A 19243-nucleotide genomic window follows, 5' to 3' on the forward strand; every position below is an offset into this window, starting at 1 on the left:
GCTGTTTTACTCCTCGCAGTCTAATAAATAAGGCGTAATCTGATAAACGTAGAAGTTCAGCCAGTTCGTATACAGTGTGTTAGATGTATTTCTCCAGGTCAGAACCGGCACCGAAGAAGGGTCATTGCGGTCATAATAATTACATGGCAGTTCCGGCTTTAGGCCCTTATCCTGATCTCTGTGGTACTCATTATTCAGAGTCATTCTGTCATATTCCGGATGGCCCTGAACGAAAATCTGACGGCCGTCCCGGCTCATAACCAGGAATACTCCGGCCTCATCTGATTCTGCCAGGATGATCAGCTCCGGATGCTTTAAAATATCCTCCCTGCGAACCTCTGTATACCGGGAATGAGGCGCCAGAAAGAAGTCGTTTAAGCTTCTTACCAGAGGCACCTTCCGATCCAGTACCCTGTGGTTGTAGATCCCGGACAGCTTATTTTCCCGCCTGTATTTTGGAATGCCGTAATGGTAGTAGAGCCCGGCCTGCGCTCCCCAGCAGATATGAAGGGTGGAGGTTACATGGGTTTTGCTCCATTCCATGATAGCGGCCAGTTCCGGCCAGTAATTCACTTCCTCAAACGCCAGATTCTCCACCGGCGCGCCTGTGATAATCATACCGTCAAACCGGTTTCTGCGGATGCTCTCAAAGCTCACATAGAACTTATTCAAGTGGCTTGCGGAGGTGTTCTTTGACACATGGGTGGATAACATGAGAAAGGTGCAGTCCACCTGAAGAGGTGTATTAGACAGCGCCCGAAGAAGCTGTGTCTCCGTCTCCTCCTTTAATGGCATAAGGTTTAAAATCAGGATCTCCAGCGGCCGGATATCCTGCCTCATCGCCCTGTCCTCATCCATGATAAAAATATTTTCTGATTCCAGGATCGCCTTTGCAGGCAGATCCCTCTGTACTTTAATGGGCATATAAAACCTTCTCCTTCCCCGCCCGGCGGCGCTGCGTTAAAGCATTTTCAGAAATTCCTCCTCTGATATAATCGGAATCCCCAGATCTTTTGCTTTCTTATTCTTTGATGAATTTGACATAGTATCATTGTTGATCAGATAAGCGGTCTTTGAGGTCACGGAACCGGCCGCCTTCCCCCCCTTGCTCTCGATCAGCTCCTGCAGTTCCTTGCGGTTGGCAAAATGCTCCACCGAGCCTGTAATCACAAAGGTCAGTCCCTCAAACGGTTTCTCGCCCTCTTCCATCGGCTCCTGCTCAATGGTAAGCTCCCCAAGAAGGCGATCTACCACAGCGTTATTTTTTTCATCTGCAAAATAATCCATCCAGGCCTGAGCCAGCACTCCGCCGATACCATCTGCCGCCGTAAGCTCCTCTTCACTGCTGCTGCGCATCTTTTGAAAATCATACTGAAAATGACGGCAGAGCATCTTGGCATTTGCCAGCCCGATACCGGCAATCCCCAGCCCGTAAATCACTCTCGGAAGCGTTGTCTCAGAGGCTTTCTTCACAGATGCAATAAGATTGTCATAGGATTTTGGCCCGAACCCTTCCATTTCCACAATGGTTTCCCTGTGATTCTCCAGATGGAAGATATCTGCAAACTCATGGATAAAGCCCATGCTGATAAATTTTTCCAGGGTAGCCTCAGACAAGCCGTCTATATTTAAGGCGTCTCTGCTGACAAAGAGGGTAAAGCTCTTTATCTTCTTGGCCTGACAATCGGGATTCGTGCAGTAAAGGCTCTTTACGTCATTGATCCGGCGGATCTTTGTAACCCCGCCGCAGACCGGACATCGATCGGGGATATCTCTGACGCCGCTGCGAGTCAGGTTTTGGGCAATCTGCGGGATAATCATATTCGCCTTGTAGACCGTGATCCTGTCTCCCGCTCCCAGTTCCAACCCTTCCATAATGCTGATATTATGGACGCTGGCGCGGCTCACTGTGGTGCCCTCCAGTTCCACCGGCTCAAATACCGCCACCGGATTGATAAGCCCCGTTCGTGAGGCGCTCCATTCTATATAGGAAAGCGTTGTCTCACGCACCTCGTCCTGCCACTTAAAGGCAATGGCATTTCTTGGAAATTTGGCTGTCCGCCCCAGAGAATCTCCGTAGGCAATATCATCGAAAAGAAGAACCAGACCGTCAGAGGGAATATCATTGTGCTCCGCTTCCCTGCCAAACCATTCCACTTTTTCGGGCAGCGTCTCGTCTGTCACCTCTTCGTGATACACCACCTCAAAGCCCTGGCTCTTTAACCATTCAAACTGGCATTTCCTGGAATTGTTAAAATCCACGCCCTCGGCCCGTACCAGGGCAAAGGCCTCAAAGTGAACATTGCGCTCTGCCGTAACCTGGCTGTTTAGCTGGCGCACCGAACCGCTGCAGAGATTTCTGGGGTTTTTGTATTTGGCATCCGCATCCCCGATCTGGCTGTTGATCCGCTCAAAATCCGAATACGTAATCACTGCCTCGCCCCGCAGCACCAGCTGTCCCTTGTAGGCAATGTTTAAGGGGATATTGGAAAATGCCCGGGCATTGGCTGTGATGACCTCCCCGATTTCACCGTTTCCTCTGGTAACCGCCTTGGCCAGAATACCGTTTTCATAGGTCAGTACAATGGTCAGGCCATCCATTTTCCAGGATAAAATACCCTTTTTGTCACCCAGCCACTGCTGCAGATCCTCCACACTCTTTGTCTTGTCAAGAGAAAGCATAGGCGTCTCGTGGGTTTCCTTCGGCAGTTCACTTAAAACCTCATATCCCACCTGCTGCGTAGGGCTTCCCGATAAAATCACGCCAGTGGCCTTTTCCAGTGCTGCCAGCTCGTCATAAAGCCTGTCGTATTCAAGATTGCTCATAATCTCCCGGCTCTCCTGATAGTAAGCCTTTGCAGCCTCTCTCAGAATAGGGATCAGTTCTTTCATTCTTTGAATCTTTGTTTCCATAGTCTCTCCTGACTTCTCACTTTTTTATATCAAGGTTGGCGGGTATAAAATGAGTTTTGACGTTTCTTCTCATATCCAGATCCTTCGCAGACAGACTGTTTGAACCCTCAAGCTGACGCAAAAGTTCCTGATATTCCTCCTTTCTGACCTCTCTGCAGGCGCCCTCCTCAAGGCCGTTCAGACAGATGTTCATGATCCGCACACGCTTAAGGCTCTTTACCTGACAGCCGCAGGCGGCGCACATCCGCCGGATCTGACGGTTTAATCCCTGAGTAAGGATAATGGAAAAGGTACGCTCCTCCAGTTTCTTTACCTTACAGGGCAGGGTTTTTCGCTCCAGATCAGGCAGCCACAGGCCAGCCGCCATTTTTTTTACAAACCCATCCGTAACAGGACGGTCCACGGTAACAATATACTCCTTTTCATGAGCATTTCCGCTGCGCATGATCTTATTCACCAGATCACCCTGATTCGTCATAAGCAGCAGTCCCTGGGAGTCCTTATCCAGCCGTCCTATGGGATAGACCCTTTGCGGGTATCCCAGAAAATCTACGATATTTTCCGCCCGATCCTTGTCCGAGGTTGTGCATACAATACCTTTTGGCTTGTTGACTGCTAAAAGCACCGGTCTGGGGAGCTCTTTCTCCTGTCCCACCCTTCCCGCTGCCCGGCCGCAGCAGACTACAGTCTGGCCCTCTGACACTTTTTGTCCGGCTGCTGCCCTTTTTCCATCTACCAGAACCTTTCCCTCTTCAATCAGACGGTCTGCTTCCCGTCTCGAACAGACCCCCATGCGGCCAAGCCATTTGTTCAGACGCTCTTCCACCAGGCAGTCCTCCTTTTTCACTTCATTTATGATTTTGTCTTTTCATTTTTTACTTTGTCTGCACAGCAGGCAGCCTAAAAATCATGTGCTGTTTCTGTGCTGATCTAGTATATCATCAATTTTGCATTCAGGCAATAAAAGGCGCATTCGCCTCCCTCACTTTTTTTGTTAAAATGCTGGCATATAAAACAAGGGTGATAAACCGACAAATGAACGCAAATCAGCAGTTTATTCCAAACAGACTGCAGGCTCCTGCCAGACGGACGGGGCAGTCCATACAGGAAATCAGACAGTGGCCTATCTGGGCAGTGTATAAAGAAGTTTCCTTTACATTGTCCGCATAATCCAAAAGCGTCCATGGGCCTAATCACCTGGACGCTTTTTTCTGAAATGTTTCAGACGGGACAGCTCTCCCGTTTATTTTTCACTGTCAGTAATGAGCATGGCATCCCCAAATGAAAAGAACCTGTATCGCTCCCGAATAGCCTCCTCATATGCCTTCAGGATATGCTCTCTTCCTGCCAGAGCGCTGACTAACATCACCAGCGTAGATTCTGGCAGATGGAAATTGGTAATCAGAGAATCCAGAATCTTAAACCGGTATCCCGGATAAATGAAAATATCCGTCCATCCCGTCTTAGCCTGAAGAATACCGTCCGCTGTTGAGGCTGATTCCACAGTACGGCAACTGGTGGTGCCTACGCAGATTACCCTGCCTCCTGCCGCCTTTGTATCATTGACTTTCTTTGCCTCCGATTCCTCCACCATATAAAACTCCGAATGCATATGGTGCTCCTGCACATTTTCCACCTTTACAGGACGGAAGGTACCAAGCCCTACATGGAGCGTCACATGGGCAATCTTAACCCCCATTTCCTCGATCTGCTTTAACAGTTCTTTTGTAAAATGAAGGCCTGCTGTGGGTGCAGCAGCAGACCCCTCATGGACTGCATACACCGTCTGATAACGGTTCTTGTCCTTTAACTGGTGGGTAATATAAGGCGGAAGGGGCATCTGGCCCAGCCGGTCTAAGATCTCTTCAAAAATACCTTCATAGGAAAACCGGATCAGGCGGTTTCCATCATCTACTGTCTCCAAAACCGTTCCTGTCAAAAGGCCGTCTCCAAAATCGATCACAGTGCCGGGCTTTGCTTTTTTTCCAGGCTTTACTAATGTCTCCCAAATATCATTTTCCCGCCGCTTTAACAAAAGCAGTTCAATCTTTGCCCCGGTGTCCTTCTTTACACCGAACAGACGGGCCGGAATCACCTTTGTATCGTTGATCACCAGACAATCGCCTGGTCTTAAATACTCGGTGATATCCTTAAAAATACGGTGTTTCACATCACCCGTTTTCTTATCAAGCACCAGAAGCCTTGATGCGGACCGATCCTCCAGGGGATCCTGGGCAATCAGCTCCTGGGGCAGGTCAAAATAAAAATCCTTTACATCCATGATCTGTCGTTCCTCCCGCGGCGCAGTCCTCTGCGCCGGTATTTATGCGTGTTTATTTTTATTCTGCAGCCGCAGCTGAGGCAGTCTCGGTCTGGCTTTCCTCCCGCGCTGTCTGGGCTGGATCTGCGGCTGACTCAGACTGGGACGTATCCCCTTGTGCTCCGGCCTCTGTTGTTTCTGCCTCTGAGTTTTCTGCCTCTTCGGAAGAAATCGCGCCGTCCAGGATCTGTACCTGGCTGTCCGTATCCGTTCCATCTCCGGAAATATCTCCTGTGACAACGGCCCCGTTGCTCAGGCCCTTATAGATTCCAGCCAGCAGACTGTCTGACTCAATAGCAGCCTTTAATTTGGCCTTTACCTGGCGGTTTAAAAGGCGTACTCCTTCGGTCTGATTCTGCTCTGCCACATAATCTGCTTCATCACCAATGACATTTTCACGGATCACATACCTGCCGTCGTCTCCCTTTACCACATAGCACCACATAATTCCAGGTGCCAATGTATCCACCCTACGGAATTTCACATCATAGATTACATAGACCAGATAAGAATCCTCTGTCAGCCCTTTCCGAGTGTAGCAGGTCACATCCTCATAATCCTGGACATAAGCCGCCTCCGCCTTCAGTTCCTTCCGGTAAAAATCCATATTTCCATCATCCGCTTTGCCGAATACCTGATAGAGAGCCGCCGGATCCTGATCAATCTTTGCCTGGAAATAGGCGCCTATAAGCTCATTTACCTGAGGGTACGCGTCCTTCTCCAGATCATAGGAAGAAAAATCCGTGATCTCCTGCGTCTCATCCGTTCCTTCATCATCCGCTGCTGTGCTGTCAGAGGAAACTTCCTGATCAATCTCTCCGTTTTCCTCCGGTTCCTGCGTCTCTGGCTCCGAAGTCTGGCTGTCACTTTCCTCATCCTCACCCAGAATCTCAATAACCCCCTCCTGATCCCTGGCCGCTGTTCCAGCAAAATGGGATACAGCAAACGCTCCTGCAATCAATACCGCCAGCGCAGCCCCGGCTCCCACTCCTATCCGGATCCGTTTCTTCTTATCATCATCCGGCCCTTTATAGCCTGATTTCCATCTGACCTTACGCGCCATAATTTTATCCTCCGTTCTATGCCCACAGGGGCCGTATCTTCGCTCTATTCTAGCAAAAAGACCTGCAAAATGCAACAGAAAAACCAGGAGGCCATCCCCCTGGTTTCTCTGTGTAATGCAGAATAAGGTATCAAAAATGCGTCTGATAGGAATCGAACCTACGCACGCGGCTCCGGAGGCCACTGCTCTATCCACTGAGCTACAGACGCATCTCCTTTATATTACTATACTTTTCCAAAAACTGCAACCATTTTTTTGATTTTAGAAAATTTCTGTAACGATTCAGCAGGCGTCTTGATTGCTTTCCCAAGATTTTTGGCTGAAAGACTTGTTTTCTCTTGACAAATCCCCAGTTTGCCCTTATTCTGTTTTTAGATTCATTTTATTTCTGGACTTTCATTTTCCAACTATTCTGTAACCGCTTCAGGATTTTCTTAGAATTTTCTTTTCGTCATCTCCCTGAAAGGCTGCCTTATACAGACGATCATTATTTTATAACCGCTATGGAACTGCATTGCCAGTTTACATAAATTCAATGTATGAAGGGGGTATACATTTGGTATACGACACATTTTTAAACAAGGTAAAATCGGGAATGGAGCAGGCTTTGGGACAGGAATATGAGCTTACTCTGCGCAAAATTCCAAAAAACAACGGTCTTATCCTGGACGGTCTGTGCATCTCAAAGGGCAGGGATTCAGTAGCGCCCACGATCTATCTGAATGACTGCTACCGTCAGTATCTGGAAGGAACCTCCCTTACAGAGATCACCTCCCATCTTTTAGAGCTTTACCGCTCCAATGAGATCCCGCCTCTTATTCACCCGAATGTCCTTTCTGATTACAAAGCTATGGAATCCCGAATTGCCTGCCGTCTGGTAAACACGGCCTCCAACGAAGCCATGCTGAGGGAAATGCCCCACATTCCCTGGTTAGATCTCTCCATTGTATTCTATCTTTTTCTTCAGGAAGATGATACCGGCGTCATGACAGCTGCGATCCACCATTCCCATCTAAAGACATGGGGCATCCGCCCGGAGGAACTGTTTCATACAGCTCTCAACAATGTTTCCCGTCTCTTTCCGCCTTCCATTACAGATATGGCCCGTATTCTTGAGGACGCCGCTGGAAACTTTGCAGCATCCGATCCTTCCTTCACCGCTCCCTTTTATGTTCTGACCAATACCAGCGGCGTCAACGGTGCAGTATGTATGCTCTATCCCAATGTACTAAAGCATTTCTCAGAGGGCATTGAACAGGATGTAGTAATCCTCCCTTCCAGTATTCATGAGGTCCTTCTTTTAGCTGATGAAGAAGGCATCTCCTATGACGAACTGAGCCAGATGGTAGCACAAATCAATACCTCCGAGGTTCTCCCACAGGATCGTCTTTCCAATCAGGTCTACCGCTACAGCCGTAAATCAGATTCTATCGAGCTGGTTTCCTCAACCCTTCTTCCCCTGAACTAAATTTGGGGATTGCGCACTGCTGTCCAACTCCGCTGCCCCAGCAGGCATCCCACAGCCTTCATCTGATCCGCTGTCTGAGGGGAAGAGGAAACGCACTGTAAAAAGCTGCTGTCTGAGCAGATTTCTCTGTCCAGACAGCAGCTTTTTGCAATCCTACTGCACCCAGGCTCCGGAACCGTCCACATATCTGCCATCCGGCGTCCATGTGTTCGTATACATCACTCCATTTCCGCCCATATAGTACCATCTTCCGTTTATGGACTGCCATCCGGTAGTCATGGCACCACTTCCGTCCAGATAATACCATTGCCCGTTCTGCTGCAGCCAGCCGGTCTGCATGGCTCCGCTGTTGTTCAGATAGTACCAGCGCCCGCCTACCGACTGCCAGCCAGTCTGCATCTCACCGCTTCCGTTCAGGTAATACCATACCCCATTTACGTTCTGCCAGCCGGTAGTCATGACCCCGCTTGGATTGAGATAATACCACTGGCGGTCTACTTTCTGCCATCCAGTGAGCATATAGCCGGAATTATCAAAAAGATACCAGGTGCCACTAATCTGTTTCCATCCTCCGGAAGGATATCCGCCGCCTGCATAGGAATACCACCAGCGATTTCCGTCCTGAATCCAGCGACCGCTTCCATTGTAGGTACCGGCCTCATCTTCGTCAATATAGAGAGAAGAGGAATCTTCTGACCAGTCACCTGTTTTATTGTTATAGCTGGCAATCGCCCTTACACGGAAGGTATAGTCGCCTTCCTTATTAAAATATCCAGAAAAATCAAAATAATTATTAGTCGTATTTACTGTAGTCACTGTCTTGTCGTCTCTTAAAAGCTTTACATCATAGCTTTTAGCGCCTTCTATCTCATCCCACTCAGCGGTATGGTCATTCCAGTCCAGGTTCGAGGTTCCTTCCAGCCTTCCGCCAATGCGTTTTAGTTCAACGGTCACTTCCATATAGTCACCATCATCATAAATCTTGGCTTTCTTAAACTCTGCATCACAGCCGGATACCTTAAAATGGCTTTTGCTGGTATAGGAAAAACGATAGCCCTCTCTGGCGGAAAGTTCTATCTTCACCTCAGGCACATCCCCTACTGTCCAGGTATCTTTATCCTCTGTATTTGTATACTCTGCCGATTCCACATCGTAGGTGTTATCCCCGGCGCTCACATGGATATCTCCGATATCCTCTCCTGTCTCCGGCTCCTTATCATAAGAAAACTGCAGCCGTACCGTATCAATCTTTTCGTCTGCTGCATAAGCCGTGAAAACAGACATGGCCGATAATAAGAACGCTATTGCCAGGGAAACCATTTTCTTTGTACGCATAACCACTCCTCCTCCTATTAAAATCCACTTTGTTCTTTTTGTATGATTTTATTATAAATGAAAGTTTTAATTTATGCAATTTCATAATCCTTACAAAGAGTTTACAATTCCTGAGATTTTCAGAAAAATTCTGTAATTGTTCCCCTAGTCCATCTCCAACAGCATTTTTTTAATCTCCACCATCCGGTCACGCAGTCTGGCTGCCTCCTCAAAGTTCAACTCTGCCGCCGCCTGACGCATCTTCTTTTCCAGTTCCTTTGCCAGTTTCTTAAGCTCCTTCTCATCCATGGACTCTGGATCCTTCACATCAGAAGAATGGTCATTTTCTACTGCCTTTGAAATAGCAATCAGATCCCTTACCGCCTTTTTGATCGTGGTAGGAGTGATGCCATGAACCTCATTGTACTGCTGCTGGATCTGACGGCGGCGCCTCGTCTCCTCAATAGCGGACCGCATGGAATCTGTAACAGTATCTGCATACATGATCACATGACCCTCGGAATTTCTGGCCGCACGGCCGATGGTCTGGATCAGAGACGTCTCTGAACGGAGAAATCCTTCCTTATCTGCATCCAAAATCGCTACTAAAGTAATCTCCGGTATATCCAGGCCCTCACGCAGCAGGTTTATGCCCACCAGCACGTCAAACACATCCAGACGCATATCGCGGATAATCTGTGCCCGCTCCAGGGTGTCGATATCAGAGTGGAGATATTTTACCCGTATTCCCACTTCGCGCATATAGTCCGTCAGATCCTCGGCCATCCGTTTTGTCAGGGTGGTAATCAGCACCTTATGGCGGCCCGCTACCTCCTTATTGACCTCTGAAATCAGGTCATCAATCTGCCCCTCCACCGGACGCACAAATATTTCCGGATCCAAAAGTCCCGTAGGCCGGATGATCTGCTCCACCCGCATCAGTTCATGCTCCTGTTCATATACCGAAGGAGTGGCTGAAACAAACATCATCTGATCGATCTTCCCCTCAAACTCCTGAAAATTCAAAGGCCGGTTATCCAGGGCTGAGGGCAGGCGGAATCCATAGTCCACCAGGGTCATTTTCCTGGAGCGATCTCCTGCGTACATTCCCCGTACCTGAGGAAGGGTAATATGAGACTCATCTACAATAATAAGGAAATCCTTCGGAAAATAGTCGATCAGCGTACAGGGCGGTTCTCCCGGCGCAGCGCCGGTTAAATGTCTGGAATAATTTTCAATGCCGGAGCAAAATCCCGTCTCCCGCATCATTTCCACATCAAAATTTGTCCGTTCAGAAATCCGCTGTGCCTCTAAAAGCTTATCTTCGCTCTTAAAAAATGCGACCCGTTCCTTTAACTCCTCCAGAATATGCTCTGTAGCTTCCATCATTTTCTCCTTGGGAACTACATAATGGGAGGCCGGGAAAATGGCAATGTGACCCAACTGAGCCTTTACCTCTCCTGTAACTGTATCAATCTCCATGATCCGGTCCACCTCATCCCCGAAAAATTCGATGCGAAAAGCCTCGGCGTCAGAATATGCGGGATAAATATCCAGCACATCTCCTTTTACCCGGAAACTGCCGCGTTTAAAGTCCATGTCGTTGCGGTCATACTGGATCTCAATCAATTTCCGAATCACGTCATCCCGGTCTTTCTCCATCCCCGGACGCAGAGAAATAACCATGTTCTGATAATCGATGGGACTTCCCAAACCGTAAATACAGGAAACCGATGCCACAATGATCACATCACTCCGCTCAGACAAGGCCGCCGTGGCAGAATGACGCAGCTTATCAATCTCGTCGTTAATGGCGGAGTCTTTTTCAATATAGGTATCTGTAGAAGGGACATAGGCTTCGGGTTGGTAGTAGTCGTAGTAGGAAACAAAATATTCCACGGCATTCTCCGGGAAGAACTCCTTAAACTCACCGTAAAGCTGTGCGGCGAGAGTCTTGTTGTGGGCGATGATGAGGGTCGGCTTCTGCAACTGCTGGATTACATTGGCCATGGTAAATGTCTTGCCAGAGCCTGTAACTCCCAGTAAAGTCTGGCATTGATTGCCTTCCTTGAAGCCGTTTACGAGGGCTTCGATTGCCTGGGGCTGGTCGCCGGTGGGGCTGTATTCTGAGTGTAATTTGAACTCCATAATGTGTTTTTACCTCCTTAGTGACCACTGAAAAAGTTCGTCTATTAGGCAGAAATTCGTAAAATAGAGTAGTTTCAGCCTGCCTAATAGTCGAACTTTTGCTATTTTACGAATGAAAGTCACTAAAACCTCTTTTTCAGGACGCCGCAACACTAGATAAAACCTAGCGGAATTGGCATTTCTAAAAGTCACTAAAAATTATAACATGAACCAGTAGAAATGTATAGCCATAAGATAGAACGCGCGTTCTTTTCTTATGGCTATGTTACATTTCTCTATTCCATATTATATAAGGTAATCTTCTGCTGAAATTACCACATCTATACACTCAGATATAAATGTTTTTTCTTCCTTGGAATCTGGTAAAACTTCATCAATGAACGGCTGGATTTCATCTACGCAGTCAGCAATGATTTCCCGTTTATCCCCATAAACATCCATGGTGATTAATTCCTTGGCATGGCCCATCAGCTTGGAGACTGCTTTTGGATTAAAATTATTCTTCAACAGAAGCGTACAAAATGTGCTCCGCAGGTCATGCCAACGAATATCAGGCAATTCATTTTCCTGTAAAATCTGTTTATAATATTTCCAATGGAAATCCTTACTCCTCGGTTTCCCATAATTAGAACAGCATATATAACCTGCATCTAAAAACTGGCTTTTTCTCCGACTTCGGTTCTTCTCATACACTTTCCGCTCCTCTAAAATTGCCTCAAACACATAATCCGGTATGGGCAGCGTGCGGTAGCTGGACGGAGTTTTCAATCCTACTTCCTGCTTCGTATAAGTATCAGGCGCAAAATCCTCTTTCCTTGAATTGAGTTTCTTTCCGAGCTGCCGCTCTACTCTCAATGTCCGGTTGATATAATCCACGTCTGAATACTTTACTCCATTGATTTCTCTCCGCCTCAAACCCATCAGCACATTAAACAGTACCTGCATATGGATGTGAGTCCCTTTGCTGGCTTCCAGCAGAGTCAGAATCTGTTCCATGTTCATGGTTTTCTTCGTGTCAATGGTTCTGGTATGATACTGCTGTCTTTTCACCTTTTTCGGAAGTCCGATTCCCTGTGCCGGGCTGTCTGAAATAATTTTCTTATCTACGGCATACCGCATAGAAACATTCATTACAGTTTTCACCAGCTTTGCCACAGAAACTGAGTATTCTGTCTTTTCATTATAAAGTTTCTGAATATCTCCCCGGTTCAATTCCGACATTTTTTTGCTTCCCAGAATGGGAACTACGTGGTTACGGACATTGGATTCAAAGGTGTCATAAGTTTCACTGCTGCCCACACGATTCCGTATATCTTCTTCCAGCCAAAAATACAGGAAATCTTTCACCCGGACATTGGTATAAACGATATATTTTCCGGAATGTAACTCCCCCACGGTTTTATCTCTGACGGCATTAGCCTCCTTTTCCGTTTCAAACCCTGCTTTCTGTTGCTGACGGCTGGAACCATCCATATACTTTAAAATGACACGATAACCGTATTTGCCTTTCAGGGGCATGACATTGGTTACTTCCCATTCCACATATTGCTGTAAGGTCAAATCCAATTTCATATCAGGCCACCTCGTCTGTATCTACCGGGACAAATGCCTGGTTCATAAATGCAAGGATATTTTCATTCTCGTCCATAACATCACAGTAATACTCAAAGGTGGTATGTACAGATCCATGTCCCAATAGAGCTGATATTTTAATCAAAGGCACTCCCATTTCAATCAGAATCGTCGCATACATATGGCGAAGTCCATGAACCGTCACATGGGGCAGCCCGTTTCTGCTACAAAGTTTTGTAAGCGCTATATTCATTGCCGTCAGACTATGCAGTCTGCCATTCTCCTGACAGCTGATATAATCCCTGTCCAGGTATTTACTCTCCTGCTTTTCCTTATTCAGCTGGATCACTTTTCTCCGCTTCTCCAGTTCCCGGATTACAATCTCCGGCACCCTCAGCGTCCGGAAGCTGTTTTCTGTTTTAGGATCCCGTTCCACCAAGCCATACTCCTCAATTCTGCTTCCGTTTCCTTTGCTAATCTTCGGGTCAGACGCAATCTGTCGGTTAATAAAAACGGTCCGCTGCTCAATATCAAAATCACTAAATTTCAATCCCAATATCTCACCCTTACGAAGCCCACAAAATAGTCCTAACAACACTTCTAAATACCAGTTGCTCTCCTGTGCCGCTTTCAGTAGTATCTTAATTTTTTCCTTTCCAAGAATGATGATTTTGGGTTTCTGACGCTTGTAAGGCCTGGTCCCCGTCACTGGATTATGCTTCACATATCCCTCAATCAAGGCTTCCTTAAAGGCAAGATTAAGCATTTCCCGTCCTTTATTTCCTGCGGATGGACTGATCTTAGCCACTTTCTCCAACAATCCATCAAGATAATCGGAATTTACATATTTCACTTTGATGTCATAGTCCATCTGCGGTAAAAGCAGGTTATAGATTGCATAGGCTCCTACCATTCTTGTAGTAGATTCCACTCTTCTTGAAAATACTTCCTCAAACCAGTAGATTAAGTAATCTTTCAACATGACCTCCGTATTTACCTGATGCGCCAGCTGATAGACCCGATATGCCTCTTTAAATTCTGCTTCATGCTTATCATAGCTTTTATCTGCTTCCTTACTGGTGGCAAATCCGCCCTTCTTGCTATAGCTGACTGAGCCATCTTCCTTCAGCGTCTTGGTGCGGTGATACCATGAGCCATTTTCAAAAAAGGATTTACTTTTCTTTGGATTTTCTTTCTTCAATCATTTCACCTTCCTTAACTGATTCCATTCAGCCAGTTGTCAAAAGATTGCTTGGGTACCCTGAAAAGCTTTCCAATCTTTATAACCCGGAACGGCTCCTGCTTCTGATATACCTCTTCCAAATAGGTATATACTTTGCTTCTTCCAATTCCAAGCAGTGTCTGAATTTCTTCTGCACTATATACTTTTGTTTCATTTCCTAGAGTCTCTATGGCCAGCTGCCTCCTTTCCGCCCACAGGCATTTGGGGAGGTGCTGTATGGCCTTATGATACCGCCAACGCTTCCTCCCGTCTACGATGCCAACTTTTCAGCAGCATCCTTGACATTTTCAAAATGGCTGTTCTCAGCTTCTTTTGAAACATACAACAAAACATCTCTATTTTCAGCCAAATCTCCTCTTGTATGTTCCAAAAAAACAGCTGTACCAGATGTCTGACTTACATTACATCATAAAATCGGCACAGCTGTTCTTTGAAAATGCTTTTATTCTATTTGCCACGCATCCCGAATGAGGGAATATTACAGGCCGCTGTCGGCACAGCTGTCATAACTCCGCAGCGTCGTTTTACTCGTGCGCCGCAGGGTTCCCCCTCTAGTCCGTGGGAGGTCGTGAGAAAGTATCATTATCCCCCACACTGTCATCGCAAACCGGATTGCCGCTCCGGGTCTAAGGTTTCCGTTCATCGCTCCGGCCGTCTGTCTTTACCACCTCCTTCAGACTGCCCTCATCACGCCGTACCTTATGCTGCTCATCATGTGGGTTTCGTACCTGTAATATTGTATATTCAATTTTCAATGTTCCCGAAAATAACTAACGTTGCTTCATCACTTACGAAATATCCTGCGGTTTGGCACCCTGTTTTACAGCTTTTTCAAAAATTTTTTAATCTTTTTTCTGGCTGCCAAAAGGCTCTTGGAAATGTTCTGATGGCTTACTCCTTCTGCAACAGCAATCTGCTCCACAGACATTCCCTCTGCATGGTGAAGCCAGAAACGCCGGAACTGAGTTCGTGTCAGCGCCTGCCGGATTCCTGCAATCTGCCGCTCCGCCTGTTCGGCCCTGAGCATTTCCTGCTCCATCCGCTCCAATTCTTCAAAGAACCGTTCCTCTGCCGATACAACCGGATTGATCGCATCCGCTGCTTCTTCCCATGGGATTCCGTAATCATAAAATTTCCGCATCACCTTTTCTGCTTCCTGATAGTCCTTGTCTGACCATTCCTTCCACTTCTGAAATTCTTCCTCACTGGAAAAATCCTCTCTCGTCAGCCGGATATAGGTGCCTGTTACACTTTTACATACGATTGAATCTGCTTCTCTCTTATTGATAAAATAATCATTTTTCTTATCAAACATCTGATTTCCTCCATTCGATTCATGAGTTGTTTCATAGGAACCGAATGGAGGTGGCGGCGAGCGTGCCTGGCAAAGCCTTTTGCCGTCCGTTCTAAAAATCAAAAAAATGCCAGGTAGCCCTATAAGCCATCTGACATTTCTCCATACTAATAAATATGATTGATAGATACCGCATTGTACGCTTAATAGTGCGTATCCCTGCCCATGGATGAGCCGTTGATTCGGTGGGATTTTTTTAACAATTCACCAGGAATTGTACCTCCGGCCAACACATAAAAATATCCACTCATCACTGCCCCTCTCCCAGCAGCCATAAGTGGAACGTGGTTAGAAACCCTGTCATAGATGCCGTTTTTTTTAAGACACCCAGCAAGGTTCTTTATATCCCCTTACTACGCAGTATCGTGCATATAATCACGCAGTATAGGGGAATGTAAAATACGAACACGCACGATAGAATATACTTGAGGTGAACGATAATGCAGGATCTATATTTATACGTGGGACAGCTTGTATATGAAGCAAGAAAAAAAGCAAAACTTACTCAGCAGCAATTAGCCGATCAAACCGGTATGGGACTGCGGCATATCCAAAATGTGGAAAACGGTCATGTCAATCCATCTTATGAAACTCTTTATTTCCTGATTCACCGGCTTGGTATCTCCGCTGAAACGCTGTTTCATCCGGATATGTCCGATGAAGAAAAGGAAACACAGAATTTCCTTGGAAAATACTGGACCTGTACGAAAGAAGAACGGCAGGTCATGCTTCGCACTATGGAATGTATGGCTGATGAATTTATCAAACAGCATGACAGACCAGTCAAACAAAAAAAAATCCAAATAAAACCGGCAGACGAAAATCCAAATGTCTGTCGGTTTTTCTGTGTCTCTTCTATTTTAAAATTCCCCAGCCCAATTCCATGGCAAAAGCGACCTAAAACCATCCTAATTTTGGAAAAAATAAGCAGCCAGGATTTTTTTGTTCCTAACTGCTCATTCTTCTTTTATAGGTTCTGCCGCGAAAACGTATCCTAAATTGGAAACGGTCTGTATGTAGATGGGGTGATCTTTATCTGGCTCTATTTTCTGCCTGATTCTGCTGATGGTGTTGGATATGGCGGTCAGACAGCTTTCGCTATCTGAATGCCAAACGTTTTGGAAAATCTGTTCCTTGCTGCAAAGCCAGCCAGGGTGCTGAGCCAGAAAGACCAGGACGCCATATTCGTATTTTGATAATCTTACATTTACTCCGTCCCGCAGCACACGTCGTTGATCCAAGCGGATTTCTAAGCCCGGATAGCGGAGAATGGGGGATGTAAGGGGAAATTCACGCCACCCACCTGTGTCTTGCCATACCATCAGTGAATTTTCAAGAGAATCTCCGTTGTCGTCTGTTATCCGGGCGATGATTTCTATTCTTTTCATTTCTAGCAATTCATCTCCCAATACTTTCTTTCAAGAATCATTTTTACAATTATTACATCTATCGCTTATTTTACAAAATCACTCCACATTTCTACCAAAACAAATCATAGAGCTGATCGTCAAGACTGCTTTCTCCCCACGATAGAAAACAAGGACATGGTTGCTCATAGTATAAATCATTTCATTTTCAATCGTAATATTTATCGTCCTTTCATTCTTACAAGCACTGATTGAGAATGTTGATAACATCTTCCTTTTCCATTGGAATCCATGTATAACGGAGTCCTTCTGTCTCTACACCATGTTCCGCCATTTCCTCAAATTTGCTGCTGTCAATTCCAAGCTCTGTCAAGGTTGAGGGAATTCCAAGGCTCTTAAAGAAATCTTCCAGTTCCCCGATCATGGCCTCCGCCGCTTGACGGTCATCTTCTTCTGTGATCCCCCACACAGCCCTTCCTAAATGTGCAAATCTCTTTTCTGTTTTCTCGGACAGGATATAGCGCATCCAGCGAGGCGTAATAATTGCCAAACCAACACCGTGGGTTGTATTAAAGGTGCCGGACAGTTCGTGCTCAATACCGTGGCAGCTAAAGGCTACCAGCTGATTGCCATTGCACAGCGTTGCATTATCTGCAATCGTACCTGCCCACATAAGCTGTGCGCGTGCCTCATAATTATCCGGTTCCTGAACTGCAATCGGTGCGTAATGGATAACCGTTTTCATAACGCTCTCCACCAAAAGATCACTTAAAAATGTGGATTCCGGTACAAAATACTGCTCCATCAAGTGTGAGAGTATATCTGCGGAGCCTGCCGCCGCCTGATTTGCCGGAACAGTAAAAGTATTTACCGGGTCCATAATCGCGTGCTTCGGATAGAGTAGAGGACTGAACAGTGACAGCTTCTCACCTGTTTCCGGGTTACGAATCACCGCCCCTGCATCAGCTTCACTTCCGGTAGCGGCAATCGTCGGAATTGCAATAATTGGCAATGCCTCTTTGATTTCCGCATGGCTTGTTATCATTTCCCAGGGATCGCCATCATAGAAGCATCCTGCTGCAATCGCCTTTGAACAGTCAATGACACTGCCGCCGCCAACTGCCAAGATGACATTCACCTGATGCTCTCTGCAAATGCGAATACCCTCTCGCACACTGTCGATCAGAGGATTCGAAGCGATACCGGAAACTTCATAAATTTCCCAGCCAGAAAGCAGTTCCTTGATTTTATCGTAAAGCCCCGTCTTTTTCATGCTGCTGCCACCATAAGTCAAAAGAACATTTTTCCCATAGGCTCCTACGATTTCCGGCAGATGTTCCATCTGGCCCTTTCCGAATAAAATATTAGTTGGAATACAGAATTGAAAATTTTGCATATAATTTTTCCTCCTTAATTGTTATTTTCTAATCGTTTTTAATATCATCGAATCCCTTCTATGGCCTCCAGTAAAATTTCCTCAATTTTCTCTGGGGTAAATTCCATGTACTGAGACGGCATCTCTCCATATTCCCGGATCAACTCCCGCAGGCGGTTCAAATTCAGCGGTTTCTCAACCAGCTCATTATAACAGACAGCAATTCCCAGCTTTCTGTAAATATCGAAAATGGCATCCAGACCTTCCTTCAAAAATTCCCCTGCGGTCTTTCCTTTTCGACTTACCCCAAATACATTCTCAAAATAAGAGGTAAAGACCGGATGATCCCGGTAGATATGTTTAAGCCAGTAGGGGAACATAACGGTAATTGCCTTGGAGTAGCCGATACCATAGTATGTCTGCATCAACCCTTCCAGTGGAATCAGTGTCCAGTCATATCCTTTTCCCAATCCAAAAATCCCAGTGGAATTAAGGGCGCTTGCCAGCATCAGATTTTTATATGCCTCCTGCTGATTTGTCTGTTTCATGCAGCTTTCCAAATTGAGAAGTAAAGACTTTATTATGGCCTCTGACACAGATTCCGCCATCTCGGAGCTTTCCAGGCTTAAATAACCGGTAGAAATCTGCGCTACTGAAGTCATCGTGCCATAGACAAGGATCTCCTTTGGAACAGAAGCTACGTATCGAGGATTCAGCCATGCAAACGTAGGATAAATACCGGACAAGCCCATATGAACGTGAGTTTCGTCATCATCAATCTGAGCCGAGCCGTCCATCTCGGATCCAGACGAAGGATAGGTAACAATGATATGGTATAAAAAAAGTTGACAGCTTGTTCTCAAGGATTTCATAATAAAATCAAGAGAACAAGGAGGTATTCAAAGTGGCACATAAATATGACCAGGAATACAAAGTACAGGCAGTAAAACTTGCCAAAGAAATTGGTGGCACTAAAGCCGCGAAAGAATTAGGAATCCCTGAAGGAACCATCCACACATGGTTAAAAGCCGTAAGAAACGGTAAACTGGATATCGGGGAAGGTTCCCATACCCCTGCCAGTGCAATGAGTCTTTCAGAAGAAATTA

At 46.2% G+C, this 19243-nt stretch carries 16 protein-coding genes and 1 tRNA gene; 3 read left to right on the plus strand and 14 right to left on the minus strand.

All coding sequences use genetic code 11. The features are described 5' to 3' along the window. Positions 1 to 6: 6 nt before the first annotated feature. The 6 genes from metA to HW447_RS03965 form a co-directional block, all read right to left on the minus strand. The gene (metA, locus tag HW447_RS03940; protein WP_176254023.1) at positions 7 to 924 is read right to left on the minus strand and encodes a homoserine O-acetyltransferase MetA; all 918 of its coding nucleotides are present in this window, start codon (positions 922 to 924) and stop codon (positions 7 to 9) included. A 36-nt stretch (positions 925 to 960) separates the two neighbouring features. After that, entirely contained in the window at positions 961 to 2913 is a 1953-nt protein-coding gene (ligA, locus tag HW447_RS03945; RefSeq protein WP_176254024.1) for an NAD-dependent DNA ligase LigA, read from the minus strand. Positions 2914 to 2929: 16 nt separating this feature from the next. Continuing rightward, entirely contained in the window at positions 2930 to 3739 is an 810-nt protein-coding gene (locus HW447_RS03950; RefSeq protein WP_176254025.1) for a pseudouridine synthase, read from the minus strand. A 417-nt stretch (positions 3740 to 4156) separates the two neighbouring features. Further along, complete coding sequence (gene queA, locus HW447_RS03955) at positions 4157 to 5194, minus strand: tRNA preQ1(34) S-adenosylmethionine ribosyltransferase-isomerase QueA (protein ID WP_176254026.1); 1038 nt, start codon at positions 5192 to 5194, stop codon at positions 4157 to 4159. 58 nt (positions 5195 to 5252) lie between these two features. Then, positions 5253 to 6296, minus strand: a complete 1044-nt coding sequence (locus tag HW447_RS03960) for a hypothetical protein (RefSeq protein WP_176254027.1) — start codon at positions 6294 to 6296, stop codon at positions 5253 to 5255. 137 nt (positions 6297 to 6433) lie between these two features. After that, positions 6434 to 6505 (minus strand) — tRNA-Arg (locus tag HW447_RS03965). Between the two features lie 347 nt (positions 6506 to 6852). Between HW447_RS03965 and HW447_RS03970 the strand changes: the two genes are divergently transcribed. Beyond that, positions 6853 to 7764 (plus strand): DUF5688 family protein, encoded by a 912-nt coding sequence (locus HW447_RS03970; RefSeq protein ID WP_176254028.1) that lies wholly within the window; start codon positions 6853 to 6855, stop codon positions 7762 to 7764. A gap of 153 nt (positions 7765 to 7917) precedes the next feature. Here the strand turns inward: HW447_RS03970 and HW447_RS03975 are convergent, their stop codons facing one another. The 5 genes from HW447_RS03975 to HW447_RS04000 all read right to left on the minus strand — a co-directional run bounded on the left by HW447_RS03975 (position 7918) and on the right by HW447_RS04000 (position 15356). Next, positions 7918 to 9099 carry an N-acetylmuramoyl-L-alanine amidase family protein gene (locus tag HW447_RS03975; protein ID WP_176254029.1) on the minus strand — a complete coding sequence of 394 codons (1182 nt, stop codon included), beginning with the start codon at positions 9097 to 9099 and terminating at the stop codon, positions 7918 to 7920. A gap of 144 nt (positions 9100 to 9243) precedes the next feature. Next, positions 9244 to 11226, minus strand: a complete 1983-nt coding sequence (uvrB, locus tag HW447_RS03980; protein ID WP_176254030.1) for an excinuclease ABC subunit UvrB — start codon at positions 11224 to 11226, stop codon at positions 9244 to 9246. Between the two features lie 285 nt (positions 11227 to 11511). Continuing rightward, complete coding sequence (locus HW447_RS03985; RefSeq protein ID WP_176254031.1) at positions 11512 to 12798, minus strand: site-specific integrase; 1287 nt, start codon at positions 12796 to 12798, stop codon at positions 11512 to 11514. Between the two features lies 1 nt (position 12799). After that, positions 12800 to 13999 carry a site-specific integrase gene (locus tag HW447_RS03990; protein WP_176254032.1) on the minus strand — a complete coding sequence of 400 codons (1200 nt, stop codon included), beginning with the start codon at positions 13997 to 13999 and terminating at the stop codon, positions 12800 to 12802. 862 nt (positions 14000 to 14861) lie between these two features. Then, positions 14862 to 15356: a sigma-70 family RNA polymerase sigma factor gene (locus HW447_RS04000; protein ID WP_176254033.1), complete on the minus strand. Its 495-nt coding sequence runs from the start codon at positions 15354 to 15356 to the stop codon at positions 14862 to 14864. Between the two features lie 500 nt (positions 15357 to 15856). On the opposite strand from HW447_RS04000, the gene HW447_RS04005 reads away from it, so the two are divergent. Then, complete coding sequence (locus HW447_RS04005; protein WP_243176192.1) at positions 15857 to 16393, plus strand: helix-turn-helix domain-containing protein; 537 nt, start codon at positions 15857 to 15859, stop codon at positions 16391 to 16393. On the opposite strand, the gene HW447_RS04010 is transcribed toward HW447_RS04005, so the two are convergent. From HW447_RS04010 to HW447_RS04020, 3 genes are all read right to left on the minus strand, one after another. Further along, positions 16352 to 16783: a winged helix-turn-helix domain-containing protein gene (locus tag HW447_RS04010; RefSeq protein ID WP_176254034.1), complete on the minus strand. Its 432-nt coding sequence runs from the start codon at positions 16781 to 16783 to the stop codon at positions 16352 to 16354. The two genes, HW447_RS04005 and HW447_RS04010, sit on opposite strands and share 42 nt — an antisense overlap. 217 nt (positions 16784 to 17000) lie before the next feature. Beyond that, positions 17001 to 18158, minus strand: a complete 1158-nt coding sequence (locus HW447_RS04015) for an iron-containing alcohol dehydrogenase (RefSeq protein WP_176254035.1) — start codon at positions 18156 to 18158, stop codon at positions 17001 to 17003. Between the two features lie 44 nt (positions 18159 to 18202). Further along, entirely contained in the window at positions 18203 to 19009 is an 807-nt protein-coding gene (locus HW447_RS04020) for a dehydroquinate synthase/iron-containing alcohol dehydrogenase family protein (RefSeq protein WP_279285651.1), read from the minus strand. Positions 19010 to 19041: 32 nt separating this feature from the next. Between HW447_RS04020 and HW447_RS04025 the strand changes: the two genes are divergently transcribed. Next, positions 19042 to 19243: transposase (locus tag HW447_RS04025; protein WP_176254037.1), on the plus strand; the 202-nt coding region annotated here is incomplete at its 3' end.

Source organism: Enterocloster alcoholdehydrogenati (genome assembly GCF_013282095.1).
In the GTDB taxonomy this organism is placed as follows: Bacteria; Bacillota; Clostridia; order Lachnospirales; family Lachnospiraceae; genus Enterocloster; species Enterocloster alcoholdehydrogenati.

Bases quoted from the DNA above. Each gene is read 5' to 3' on its own strand.
- ligA (WP_176254024.1), bottom strand. From the start codon at position 2,913: ATGGAAACAAAGATTCAAAGAATGAAAGAACTGATCCCTATTCTGAGA.
- metA (WP_176254023.1), bottom strand. From the start codon at position 924: ATGCCCATTAAAGTACAGAGGGATCTGCCTGCAAAGGCGATCCTGGAA.
- queA (WP_176254026.1), bottom strand. From the start codon at position 5,194: ATGGATGTAAAGGATTTTTATTTTGACCTGCCCCAGGAGCTGATTGCC.
- HW447_RS03985 (WP_176254031.1), bottom strand. From the start codon at position 12,798: ATGAAATTGGATTTGACCTTACAGCAATATGTGGAATGGGAAGTAACC.
- HW447_RS04000 (WP_176254033.1), bottom strand. From the start codon at position 15,356: ATGTTTGATAAGAAAAATGATTATTTTATCAATAAGAGAGAAGCAGAT.
- HW447_RS04020 (WP_279285651.1), bottom strand. From the start codon at position 19,009: ATGAAATCCTTGAGAACAAGCTGTCAACTTTTTTTATACCATATCATT.
- HW447_RS04015 (WP_176254035.1), bottom strand. From the start codon at position 18,158: ATGCAAAATTTTCAATTCTGTATTCCAACTAATATTTTATTCGGAAAG.
- HW447_RS03960 (WP_176254027.1), bottom strand. From the start codon at position 6,296: ATGGCGCGTAAGGTCAGATGGAAATCAGGCTATAAAGGGCCGGATGAT.
- uvrB (WP_176254030.1), bottom strand. From the start codon at position 11,226: ATGGAGTTCAAATTACACTCAGAATACAGCCCCACCGGCGACCAGCCC.
- HW447_RS03975 (WP_176254029.1), bottom strand. From the start codon at position 9,099: ATGCGTACAAAGAAAATGGTTTCCCTGGCAATAGCGTTCTTATTATCG.
- HW447_RS04010 (WP_176254034.1), bottom strand. From the start codon at position 16,783: ATGAAAAGAATAGAAATCATCGCCCGGATAACAGACGACAACGGAGAT.